Raw genomic sequence first — 11336 nt, 5'->3', positions numbered from 1 at the left:
GAGCGCGCCGGGGCCGGGGCGCCGTGGCCCGGGAAGACGGTGGCCCCGGCCGCCGCGCTGCCGGTCGTGGAGGCGCCGCGCCCCTCCGCGTACGTGGCCATGCTGCACGCGCGCAAGCACCTGAAGAATCGGTCCGCCACTCCACGCTTCGACCGCACCGGCTTCCCCATGGACCCCAAGGACCACGCCGCGCGCCGCGACCGGCTGCGTTCCCGGGTCATGACCACGACGGTCGTCGCCACCGTCGTCGCCGCCCCCGTCATCGCCCTGTGGTCCGCGTACCGGGGAGCGCCCCTCACCGGTGAGGGCCGCGACGGCTCGGCGGTCAGCGCCGCCGACAACGAGACCGGTGGCGCCGGGACTCCCTACGACCCCTACGAGAACGCCGGGAACGCCCGCCCGGACGGCGGCTCCCGCTTCACCGGCGAGGACTCGCTGCCGGAGGTCTCCGCCGAGATCATCAGCAAGGGCGCCGGCCCCACCCGCGATCCCGCCGCGCACGGCGAGGGCCGGCTCACCGTCCGGACCCGCACCGCCGGCTCCGCCACCCTGATCACCCTCACCGCGTCGAAGGCCGGCCCGGTCTCCTGGACCGCCGCCACCGACCGGCCCTGGGTGACCCTGAGCCGTACCTCCGGCCGACTCCCGGCCGGCGGCAGCATCACGATCCGCGCCCTCGCGGACCACGCGCGGCAGCCGGCGGGCCCCTGGACCGCCCACCTCACCATCGCCCCCTCGGGCGCGGTCGTCGCCCTGCACGGCTACGGGGCCAAGGCCCCCACCCCCGGCGCCTCACCGCGCGGCGGCAGCCCGCACCCGCGCCCGATCCCGCCGAGGACCGGCACGCCGGACCCGGACCCGTCCACCCCGGGCCCCTCCACCCCGACGCCGGACCCGGGCGACCCGACGCCCACGCCGACGGAGCCGGACCCGGCCCCGGACCCGGCCGGCTCCTCCGGACCGCCCGCCCCGCCGAAGGGCCCGAGCACCCCGCCCCGCGCGGACTGACGGTGCCGGGCGGGCTACTCGGCCTGTCTGACCATTCCCGCCTGCCGCGCGACGCCGGCACGCCGAGAGTACGCACCTGACGCCGCCCGGCCGCCCTCCGGGCGACGACGGGAATGGTCAGACGGCCCTACGCCGGGTCCGCCGGGTGCGGGGCCATCGGCAGCAGCGAGGCGAGCCGCTGCTCGCACAGCTCCGTCAGCGTGTCGTACGCCTCCTTGCCCATCAGCTCCACGAGCTCCGGCCGGTACGACACGTACACCGGCTCGCCGCCCCCGTGAGCCGAGGTCGCCGACGTGCACCACCAGTGCAGGTCGTGGCCGCCGGGGCCCCAGCCCCGCCGGTCGTACTCACCGATCGACACCTGGAGCACCCGCGTGTCGTCGGGCCGGTCGATCCACTCGTACGTACGCCGTACGGGCAGCTGCCAGCACACGTCGGGCTTGGTCTCCAGCGGCTCCCGGCCCTCCCGCAGCGCCAGGATGTGCAACGAGCAGCCCGCCCCCGCCGGGAAGCCCGGCCGGTTCTGGAAGATGCACGAGCCCTGCCAGCGGCGCGTCTGGCGGTCCCCGTCCTCGTCGGTCTGGGTCCAGCCCGTCTCCGTACCCACGTCGTGGAACTGCCACAGCTCCGGGGTGAGGCGCGCGACGTGACCGGCCACCCGCTTCTCGTCGTCCTCGTCCGAGAAGTGGGCGCCCAGCGTGCAGCAGCCGTCGTCCGCGCGGCCCGCCTGGATGCCCTGGCAGCCGCTGCCGAAGATGCACGTCCACCTGGACGTCAGCCAGGTCAGATCGCAGCGGAAGACCTGCTCGTCGTCGGCGGGGTCGGGGAACTCCACCCAGGCGCGCGCGAAGTCGAGCTCCGTCTCGTCGGAGGGATCCGGCTCGGACGCGGCCGGCGTCCGCATCTCCACCTTCTCCACGTGCTTGATGTCCTGCGGGGTCTCCGCCTCGATGTCCCGCTTCTTCGTGGCTTTGCCCGGCTTCGCCTTTTTCGTCTTTGGCACGCGCCCAGAGTAAGTCCGCGGCCCGCAGTAGCGTTCCCCGTATGAGACTCGGAGTCCTCGACGTGGGGTCGAACACGGTTCACTTGCTGGTGGTGGACGCCCACCCCGGCGCCCGCCCGCTGCCCGCGCACTCGCACAAGGCCGAGCTGCGCCTCGCCGAACTCCTCGACGAGGACGGCGCGATCGGCCCGCTCGGCGTGGAACGGCTGGTCGGGACGGTCGCGGGCGCGCTCGAAGCCGCCGAGGACAAGGGCTGCGAGGACGTCCTCGCCTTCGCCACCTCGGCGGTACGCGACGCGAGCAACGCCGACCAGGTCCTGGAACGGGTCCGGGACGAGACGGGCGTCGACCTCGCGGTCCTCAGCGGTACGGAGGAGGCCCGCCTCACCTTCCTCGCCGCCCGCCGCTGGTACGGCTGGTCGGCGGGCAAGCTGCTGGTCCTCGACATCGGCGGCGGCTCGCTGGAGATCGCGTACGGCATGGACGAGGAACCGGCCGCCTCGGTCTCGCTGCCGCTGGGCGCCGGGCGCCTCACCGCGGGCTGGCTGCCGGGCGACCCGCCGGACCCGGCGGAGGTCAAGGCGCTGCGCCGGCACGTACGGGCGCGCATCGCCCGCAGCGTCGGCGACTTCACCCGCATCGGCCGCCCGGACCACGTGGTGGCCACCTCCAAGACGTTCAAGCAGCTGGCCAGGATCGCGGGTGGGGCCCGCTCCGCCGAGGGCCAGGACGTGCCGCGCACCCTCAGCCGCAAGGCGCTGGAGGAGTGGGTGCCGAAGCTGGCCGCGATGACCGCCGAGGAGCGCGGGACCCTGCCCGGCGTGTCCGAGGGCCGGGCCGCCCAGCTGCTGGCCGGGGCGCTGGTCGCAGAGGGCGCGATGGACCTGCTCGACGTGGACGAGCTGGAGATCTGCCCGTGGGCGCTCCGCGAGGGCGTGATCCTGCGCCGCCTGGACCACCTGCCGGCGGACGGGGAACCGGCGCTGGACTGAGGGGGCGGGCCGGTGGTGCGGCCCTTGTCACTTTCCGCCGCTCTCCCTCGGCGGGGCGCACCACTGCCCGTACGCTGTCTGCGTGGCAGAACCAGTGGTGCGCGTCCCGGATGCGAAGGTCGCCCTGTCGACGGCCTCGGTCTATCCGGAGTCGACGGCGACGGCCTTCGAGATCGCCGCGCGCCTCGGTTACGACGGCGTCGAGGTCATGGTCTGGACCGACCCGGTCAGCCAGGACATCGAGGCGCTGCGCCGGCTCTCCGACTACCACCAGGTGCCGATACTCGCCGTGCACGCGCCCTGTCTGCTGATCACCCAGCGGGTCTGGTCGACCGATCCGTGGGTCAAGCTCCAGCGGGCCCGCGCCGCCGCCGAGAAGCTGGGCGCGTCGACGGTCGTCGTCCACCCCCCGTTCCGGTGGCAGCGCAACTACGCCCGCGACTTCGTCACCGGAATCTGGCGGATGGCCGACGAGACGGACGTCCGGTTCGCCGTCGAGAACATGTACCCGTGGCGCTACCGGGACCGCGAGATGCTCGCGTACGCCCCCGACTGGGACGTCACCAACGACGACTACCGCCACTTCACGGTGGACCTCTCGCACACCGCCACCGCCCGCACGGACGGCCTGGCCATGGTGGACCGGATGGGCGACCGGCTGGCCCACGTGCACCTGGCCGACGGCAAGGGCTCCAACAAGGACGAGCACCTGGTGCCCGGCCGGGGCGACCAGCCCTGCGCGGAACTGCTTGAGCGGCTGGCCGGTTCCGGCTTCGGCGGGCACGTGGTCATCGAGGTCAACACCCGCCGCGCGATGTCCACCGCCGAACGCGAGGCCGACCTCGCCGAGGCGCTCGCCTTCACCCGGCTCCACCTCGCCGCGTCCACCGAGCGCGCCCCCCGCTCATGACGCCGGACCCGACCGGCCCCCGGCGCCGGGGCCGCCCCGCCCGCGCCGCGTCGGACACCGGCCCGGACGCGCGCACCCGCATCCTGGAGGCGGCCCGCACGGAGTTCGCCGAGCGCGGGTACGACAAGACCTCGGTCCGGGGCATCGCCCGCGCGGCCGGCGTCGACTCCGCGCTGGTCCACCACTACTTCGGCACGAAGGACGAGGTCTTCGCCGCCGCCATCGAGCTGTCCTTCGAGCCCGCGCTGCTCGTGCCGGCCGTCCTCGAAGGGGACACCGAGGACGTGGGCGAACGCCTGGCCCGCGCCTTCATCGGCATCTGGGAGAACCCGGCGACCCGGGCCCCCCTCCTCGCGGTCCTCCGCTCCGCCCTCACCCACGAGGCCGCCGCGAAGGTCCTCCGGAGCTTCGTACTGCGCCGCCTCCTGGACCGGGTGGCGGCGGGCCTGGACATCCCGGACGCGACGTTCCGCGCGGAGCTGGCGGCGTCGCACATGGTGGGGATCGCGATACTGCGGTACGTGCTGGGGGCGGAGCCGCTGGCGTCCGCGCCGCCGGAGAAGATCGTCGCGATGGTGGCCCCGACGCTGCAGCGGTACCTGACGGAGCCGTCCGCGTAGAAGGACCAGCCCGGCCGGCGTGTGAGGCGCGGGGTCCGGGCCGGCGCCCCGGTTCCGGGAAGGGGCGGGGCGGGGGACAGGCCCGCCGCAGGCACCGAGCCCACCCCGAAGGCTTCCGCATAGCGGACACCCGGTCCACATCCTGGCACCAACGGCGTACGCTCAAGAACAGTCTTCAACGCAGAAGGAGCGAAAAGACGATGCCCACGCTGAGGTCCCGCACAGTCACCCACGGCCGCAACATGGCGGGCGCCCGCGCCCTTATGCGCGCCTCCGGGGTACCCGGCGCGGACATCGGCCGGAAGCCGATCATCGCCGTCGCCAACAGCTTCACGGAGTTCGTGCCGGGCCACACCCACCTGGCCCCCGTCGGCCGGATCGTCAGCGAGGCGGTCACCGCCGCCGGCGGCATCCCGCGCGAGTTCAACACGATCGCCGTGGACGACGGCATCGCCATGGGCCACGGCGGCATGCTCTACAGCCTCCCGTCCCGCGACCTCATCGCGGACAGCGTGGAGTACATGGTCGAGGCGCACTGCGCCGACGCCCTGATCTGCATCTCCAACTGCGACAAGATCACCCCGGGCATGCTCAACGCGGCCCTGCGCCTGAACATCCCGACCGTCTTCGTCTCCGGCGGTCCGATGGAGTCGGGCCGCGCCACGCTGGTCGACGGCACGGTGCGCACGCTCGACCTGGTCGACGCGATGTCGGAGGCGGTCAACGACAAGATCTCCGACGAGGACATCCTCCGCATCGAGGAGAACGCCTGTCCCACCTGCGGTTCCTGTTCCGGCATGTTCACCGCCAACTCGATGAACTGCCTGACCGAGGCGATCGGCCTCTCCCTCCCCGGCAACGGATCGGTCCTGGCCACCCACACCGCCCGCAAGGCGCTCTACGAGAACGCCGCCCGCACGGTGCTGGACCTGACCCGCCGCTACTACGAGCAGGACGACGACTCGGTCCTGCCCCGCAACATCGCCACGGCCGCCGCCTTCGGGAACGCCATGGCGCTCGACATCGCGATGGGCGGCTCCACCAACACGATCCTGCACCTCCTGGCCGCCGCCCAGGAGGCGGGCGTCCCCTACGGCCTGACCGAGATGGACGCCCTGTCGCGCCGCGTCCCGTGCCTGGCCAAGGTCGCCCCGAACGTCGCCAAGGACCGCACGTACTACATGGAGGACGTGCACCGCGCCGGCGGCATCCCGGCCCTCCTCGGCGAACTGCACCGAGCGGGCCTGCTCAACGAGGACGTGCACTCCGTGCACAGCCCGTCGCTGGACGACTGGCTCAAGACCTGGGACGTGCGCGGCGGCTCCCCGGCGCCGGAGGCGGTCGAGCTGTGGCACGCCGCTCCCGGCTGCGTGCGCTCGGCGGAGGCGTTCTCCCAGTCCGAGCGCTGGGACAGCCTGGACCAGGACGCCGAGGGCGGCTGCATCCGCTCCGTGGAGCACGCCTACTCCGAGGACGGCGGGCTCGCGGTCCTGCGCGGCAATCTGGCGGTGGACGGCTGCGTCGTGAAGACGGCGGGTGTCGACGAGTCCATCTGGACCTTCGAGGGCCCGGCCGTCGTCTGCGAATCGCAGGAGGAGGCCGTCCAGAAGATCCTCACCCAGCAGGTCAACGAGGGCGACGTCGTCGTCATCCGCTACGAGGGCCCCAAGGGCGGCCCCGGCATGCAGGAGATGCTCTACCCGACCTCGTACCTGAAGGGCCGCGGCCTCGGCAAGACCTGCGCCCTGATCACGGACGGCCGCTTCTCCGGCGGCACGTCGGGCCTGTCCATCGGCCACGCCTCGCCCGAGGCCGCCTCCGGCGGCGCGATCGCGCTGGTGGAGGACGGCGACCGGATCCGGATCGACATCCCGAACCGCTCGATCGACCTCCTGGTCCCGGAGGCCGAACTGACCGCCCGCCGCGAGGCCCTGAACGGCGTGTACGCCCCGAAGAACCGCGACCGCAAGGTCTCGGCCGCGCTGCGCGCGTACGCCGCGATGGCGACGAGCGCCGACCGGGGCGCGGTCCGCGACGTCTCGAAGCTGGGCTGACCCGAGCGGTACCGGGGGGCCGCACGCACGGCCCCCCGGCCGCCGCCGGACCTGCGGGATAATCGACCCCGTGAGCGAGAACAGCGAGACCCCCGAAGGCACGGCCCCCGGCCCGTCCGAGCCCGCGACCCCGCAGGGCCCGCAGCCCGAGCCCCTCCGCTTCTTCGGGACCACGTGGGTCGCCCACGACGGCCACTACGGACTGCGCCGCGTCGGAGCCGCCGTCGGCTCCCTCCTCGCGGCGGCCGCGGCCTGCCTCGTCCTCCGCTTCGCGTACCAGGGACTGGAGATCGCCGACGTCGGCGGCTTCGTCGGCGTGCTGGTGATCGCGATGTTCGCCATCTGCAGCGCGATCGCCTTCCGCAAGACCTGGGAGGGCTTCGGCCGCCGCCCGGCCGACCCGGCCCGCGAGGAGAGCCTGCGCGGCCTGAAGGCCATCGGCTTCGTCGGATCGCTGCTCGCGTACTTCTTCCGTACGTTCACGGAGGCGCCCGGCGAGAAGCTGAGGCGCACGGAGTACGAGGAAGCCGTCGCCCGGTACGCGAAGCGCCGTGCCTCCCGCACCGGCAACCCGGCCGCCCGTAAGAAGAAGGGCCGCCGCGGCTGACACGCCCGGAGGCCCGGGCGCACGATGGCCGCATGACCACGACACACGCACCGGACGCCGCCCCGGGCCCCTCGCGCGCCCTCTCCTTCGACCGGGCCGCCGCCCAGTACGCCGCCGCCCGCCCCAGCTACCCGGACGCGCTGTTCGACGCCGTCGAGGACATAGCCGGACGCCCCCTGCGCGGAGCCCGCGCCCTGGACGTCGGTGCGGGCACCGGCATCTCGACCCGCCGCCTCCTCGACCGCGGCGCCCGCGTCGTCGCCGTCGAGCCCGGGCCCGGCATGGCCGCCGAGCTGCGGCGGGGCCTCCCGGACGTCCCGCTCGTGCGGGGCGACGGCAACCGGCTCCCGTTCGCGACCGCCTCGGCCGACCTGATCACGTACGCCCAGTCCTGGCACTGGACCGACCACGCCCGCTCCGCCGCCGAGGTCCGGCGCGTCCTGCGGCCGGGCGGCACGCTCGCCCTCTGGTGGAACGTCACCGACGGCACCGTTCCGTGGCTCGCCGCCCAGGAGGAACGGCTCCTCCGCTTCTTCGGCGTCGGCCCGGAGGAACTGGGCCCCAGGCGCTCGGCTGTCCAGGACCGCGACCTGCCGCCGGGCCTGGACTTCACGTACCGCCGCGTCCCGTGGGCCCGGCGCGTCCCCCTCGCCACCCACCTCGACAACCTCGGCAGCCACTCCGCGTTCCTGACCATCGACGACGACGCCGCCCGCGGTTTCCTCGCCGAGGAGCGCACCCGGCTCCTGACGGAGTTCCCCGGCGGAACGGTGGAGGAGGCGTACGTCGTCGAGCTGCACGCGGCCGTGCGCTGAACCGGAGCGACCTCGCCCGGTCCCTTGACGGCGGCGCCCCTCCGGAGCCAATATTCATCACATGATGAATTCTCCGGGCGTCGCCGTCGAGGCCCGTGGCCTCACCGTCCGACGAGGCAGCCGCACGGTCCTCAAGGGCCTCGACTTCACCGTCGAACCCGGCAGGATCACCGGCCTCCTCGGCCCCTCCGGCTGCGGCAAATCCACCCTCATGCGCGCCGTCGTCGGCACCCAGGCCAAGGCCACCGGCACCCTCCGGGTCCTCGGCAGCCCCGCAGGACACCCCTCCCTCCGCCCCCGGGTCGGGTACGTCACCCAGGCGCCCTCCGTCTACACCGACCTCACCGTCCGCCAGAACCTCGACTACTTCGCCGCGGTTCTCCGACCGGGCCGCGCCCACCGCGACGCCCGCCGCGAGGCGGTCACCCGCGCGCTCACCGAGGTCGACCTGACCAGCCACGAGGGCGCCCTCGCGGGCAACCTCTCCGGAGGCCAGCGCACCCGCGTCTCGCTCGCCGTCGCCCTCCTCGGCACGCCCGACCTGCTCGTCCTGGACGAACCGACGGTCGGCCTCGACCCTGTCCTGCGCCGCGACCTGTGGCAGCTCTTCCACACCCTCGCCGAACGGGGCACCGCACTCCTCATCTCCTCCCACGTCATGGACGAGGCCGAGCGCTGCCACCGCCTCCTCCTCATGCGCGAGGGCGAGATCCTCGCCGACGACACCCCGGACGCCCTGCGCACCGCCGCCGGCACCGACACCGTCGAAGCGGCCTTCCTGCACTTGGTCGACGCGGCCGCCCACCGCGAGGAGAACGCCCGATGAGCAGCACGACAGCCCCCCTGAGCCCGGCCCGCACCCTCGCCACGGCCGCCCGCGTCCTGCGCCAGCTCGCCCACGACCCCCGCACGGTCGCGCTGCTCCTGCTGGTCCCGGTCCTCCTGATCACGCTGCTGCGGTACGTCTTCGACGGCAGCCCGCAGACATTCGACTCGATCGGCGCCTCGCTGCTGGGGATCTTCCCGCTGATCACGATGTTCCTGGTGACCTCGATCGCCACCCTGCGCGAACGCACCACCGGCACCCTGGAGCGCCTGCTCTCGATGCCGCTCGGCAAGGGCGACCTGATCGCGGGGTACGCGCTCGCCTTCGGCGCCGTCGCCGTCCTCCAGTCGCTCCTGGCCACCGGCCTGTCGGTGTGGGCCCTCGGCCTGGACGTCATGGGGTCGCCGTGGCTGCTGCTCCTGGTCGCCGTGCTCGACGCGCTGCTCGGCACGGCACTCGGGCTGTTCGTCTCGGCGTTCGCGGCCTCCGAGTTCCAGGCGGTGCAGTTCATGCCCGCGGTGATCTTCCCGCAGCTGCTGCTCTGCGGCCTCTTCATCCCGCGCGACCGGATGGCGCCGTTCCTTGAGGCCGTCTCGAACGTGCTGCCGATGTCGTACGCCGTGGACGGGATGAACGAGGTCCTCCACCACACCGAGGTCACCGGGGACTTCGTACGCGACGTCCTCATCGTGGCGGGCTGCGCCCTGCTCGTCCTGGCCCTCGGCGCCGCCACCCTCCGCCGCCGCACCGCCTGACGGGGCGGTGCGAAGATGGCGCCGACGAGCACTGAGCACCGCGCACATCGAGCACCGCCCGGAGGGTGAACGGCATGACCCAGACAGTTGCAGTCCTCGGCACCGGCAAGATCGGCGAGGCCCTGCTCAGCGGCATGATCCGGGCCGGCTGGCGCCCGTCGAACCTGCTGGTCACCACCCGCCGCTCGGACCGGGCCGCCGAATTGCGCGACCGGTACGGCGTGGACGCGGTCACCAACGCGGAGGCCGCGAAGCGGGCGGACATCCTGATCCTCGCGGTCAAGCCCCAGGACATGGGCCGCCTCCTGGACGAGCTGGCCCCGCACCTGACCGCGGACCGCCTGGTCATCAGCGCGGCGGCCGGCATCACGACCGCGTTCATCGAGGACCGCCTCACCGCCGGTACCCCGGTCGTCCGCGTCATGCCGAACACCCCCGTCCTGGTGGACGAGGGCATGTCCGTCATCTCGGGGGGCAGTCACGCCACGGGGGAGCACCTCGCCTCGACGGACGCCATCTTCAAGGGCGTCGGCAAGACCCTGCGCGTCCCGGAGTCCCAGCAGGACGCGGCCACCGCCCTCTCCGGCTCGGGCCCGGCGTACTTCTACTTCCTCGTCGAGGCGATGACGGACGCCGGCATCCTGCTCGGCCTGCCGCGCGCCCAGGCCCACGACCTCATCGTCCAGGCCGCGATCGGTGCGGCCGTGATGCTCCGGGACAGCGGCGAGCACCCGGTCAAGCTCCGCGAGGCCGTCACCAGCCCGGCCGGCACCACCATCAGCGCCATCCGCGAGCTGGAGAACCACGGCGTACGCGCGGCCCTCATCGCCGCACTCGAAGCGGCCCGCGACCGCAGCCGCGAGCTGGCCTCCGGCAACGGCTGACCAGGACCCGGTGACCCCCGGCCCAGCCGGGGGTTGACACGGCCTCTCCGGATCCGTAGTGTGCTCCGAGTTGTCCGACGTGAGCGCCGACTCCGGTTGGTCCCCGGACAGCCATTCCGCAACAACCACAACGAGCACGCGACAGTTGTCGCATGCGTTGGCGTGCGTTTATGCGAAATGAGGAATCCGCGTTCGAAGGAGCGCGACCCCGATTAGCGTCGGGGCCCAGGATTCCGCTAATGTCTCACTCGTCGGAACGGCCGAAGGGCCGGGAAGGCAAGCCCCGCTGACTGGGAATCAGGCCCGAAAGGATCTGATAGAGTCGGACTCGCCGGAAAGGGAAACGCGAAAGCGAAGAACTGGAAAGCGAAAACTGCTTGACCCGCTTCGACCGGGAATCGGACACGAAAGAGTCTGATAGAGTCGGAAACGCAAGACCGAAGGGAAGCGCCCGGAGGAAAGCCCGCAGGGGTGAGTACAAAGGAAGCGTCCGTTCCTTGAGAACTCAACAGCGTGCCAAAAGTCAACGCCAGATATGTTGATACCCCGGCCTGCTTCGGCAGGTTGGTGGTTCCTTTGAAAGTCCTGCACGGGTCTTCGGGTCCGGGTAGGCACAACACAGCGAGGACGCAGTGGACAACGGGTCATATTCCGACCTTGTTGTTCCGCTCTCGTGATGTGTCTCCCGATTACGGGAAAACATTCACGGAGAGTTTGATCCTGGCTCAGGACGAACGCTGGCGGCGTGCTTAACACATGCAAGTCGAACGATGAAGCCCTTCGGGGTGGATTAGTGGCGAACGGGTGAGTAACACGTGGGCAATCTGCCCTTCACTCTGGGACAAGCCCTGGAAACGGGGTC

General features: G+C 72.5%; 10 protein-coding genes, 1 rRNA gene and 1 pseudogene. 11 read left to right on the top strand and 1 reads right to left on the bottom strand.

Translation table 11 applies throughout. The annotated features are described in order from the left end of the window. A pseudogene (locus tag G3I41_RS04935) lies at nucleotides 1-1008 on the top strand (BACON domain-containing protein); the annotation flags it as partial. A gap of 127 nt (nucleotides 1009-1135) precedes the next feature. Here G3I41_RS04935 and G3I41_RS04930 read toward each other — a convergent pair. Beyond that, on the bottom strand, nucleotides 1136-2011 hold the full coding sequence (locus tag G3I41_RS04930) for a hypothetical protein (RefSeq protein WP_164399084.1): 876 nt from the start codon (nucleotides 2009-2011) through the stop codon (nucleotides 1136-1138). Nucleotides 2012-2052: 41 nt separating this feature from the next. Here G3I41_RS04930 and G3I41_RS04925 point away from each other — a divergent pair, with 41 nt between their 5' ends. The 10 genes from G3I41_RS04925 to G3I41_RS04880 form a co-directional block, all read left to right on the top strand. Further along, nucleotides 2053-3003: a Ppx/GppA phosphatase family protein gene (locus G3I41_RS04925; RefSeq protein ID WP_164399083.1), complete on the top strand. Its 951-nt coding sequence runs from the start codon at nucleotides 2053-2055 to the stop codon at nucleotides 3001-3003. 82 nt (nucleotides 3004-3085) lie between these two features. Beyond that, entirely contained in the window at nucleotides 3086-3913 is an 828-nt protein-coding gene (locus tag G3I41_RS04920; protein ID WP_164399082.1) for a sugar phosphate isomerase/epimerase, read from the top strand. Continuing rightward, nucleotides 3910-4533, top strand: a complete 624-nt coding sequence (locus G3I41_RS04915; protein WP_164399081.1) for a TetR family transcriptional regulator — start codon at nucleotides 3910-3912, stop codon at nucleotides 4531-4533. The genes G3I41_RS04920 and G3I41_RS04915 overlap by 4 nt, the downstream gene beginning before the upstream one ends. A gap of 200 nt (nucleotides 4534-4733) precedes the next feature. Then, nucleotides 4734-6587, top strand: coding sequence for a dihydroxy-acid dehydratase (ilvD, locus tag G3I41_RS04910; protein WP_164399080.1), 1854 nt, complete (start codon nucleotides 4734-4736; stop codon nucleotides 6585-6587). Between the two features lie 70 nt (nucleotides 6588-6657). Next, nucleotides 6658-7194: a hypothetical protein gene (locus tag G3I41_RS04905; protein WP_164399079.1), complete on the top strand. Its 537-nt coding sequence runs from the start codon at nucleotides 6658-6660 to the stop codon at nucleotides 7192-7194. Nucleotides 7195-7226: 32 nt separating this feature from the next. Next, a complete protein-coding gene (locus G3I41_RS04900) occupies nucleotides 7227-8009 on the top strand; it encodes a class I SAM-dependent methyltransferase (protein WP_164399078.1) in 783 nt (260 codons plus the stop codon). Between the two features lie 61 nt (nucleotides 8010-8070). Further along, complete coding sequence (locus tag G3I41_RS04895; protein WP_164399077.1) at nucleotides 8071-8835, top strand: ABC transporter ATP-binding protein; 765 nt, start codon at nucleotides 8071-8073, stop codon at nucleotides 8833-8835. Then, nucleotides 8832-9590, top strand: coding sequence for an ABC transporter permease (locus tag G3I41_RS04890; protein WP_164399076.1), 759 nt, complete (start codon nucleotides 8832-8834; stop codon nucleotides 9588-9590). The genes G3I41_RS04895 and G3I41_RS04890 overlap by 4 nt, the downstream gene beginning before the upstream one ends. A gap of 74 nt (nucleotides 9591-9664) precedes the next feature. Beyond that, entirely contained in the window at nucleotides 9665-10474 is an 810-nt protein-coding gene (proC, locus tag G3I41_RS04885) for a pyrroline-5-carboxylate reductase (protein ID WP_164399075.1), read from the top strand. Nucleotides 10475-11176: 702 nt separating this feature from the next. Continuing rightward, nucleotides 11177-11336 (top strand): 16S ribosomal RNA (locus tag G3I41_RS04880); the annotation flags it as partial.

This window comes from Streptomyces sp. SID9727, from assembly GCF_010550605.1.
In the GTDB taxonomy this organism is placed as follows: domain Bacteria; phylum Actinomycetota; class Actinomycetes; order Streptomycetales; family Streptomycetaceae; genus Streptomyces.
Note: the sequence above shows the minus strand (reverse complement) of the source record. Positions and strands in the feature narration are given on the sequence as shown.

What these genes read in the sequence shown, in the direction of transcription:
- G3I41_RS04925 (WP_164399083.1), top strand. Translation starts at nt 2,053, where the DNA reads ATGAGACTCGGAGTCCTCGACGTGGGGTCGAACACGGTTCACTTGCTG.
- G3I41_RS04915 (WP_164399081.1), top strand. Translation starts at nt 3,910, where the DNA reads ATGACGCCGGACCCGACCGGCCCCCGGCGCCGGGGCCGCCCCGCCCGC.
- ilvD (WP_164399080.1), top strand. Translation starts at nt 4,734, where the DNA reads ATGCCCACGCTGAGGTCCCGCACAGTCACCCACGGCCGCAACATGGCG.
- G3I41_RS04900 (WP_164399078.1), top strand. Translation starts at nt 7,227, where the DNA reads ATGACCACGACACACGCACCGGACGCCGCCCCGGGCCCCTCGCGCGCC.
- G3I41_RS04895 (WP_164399077.1), top strand. Translation starts at nt 8,071, where the DNA reads ATGATGAATTCTCCGGGCGTCGCCGTCGAGGCCCGTGGCCTCACCGTC.
- G3I41_RS04890 (WP_164399076.1), top strand. Translation starts at nt 8,832, where the DNA reads ATGAGCAGCACGACAGCCCCCCTGAGCCCGGCCCGCACCCTCGCCACG.
- proC (WP_164399075.1), top strand. Translation starts at nt 9,665, where the DNA reads ATGACCCAGACAGTTGCAGTCCTCGGCACCGGCAAGATCGGCGAGGCC.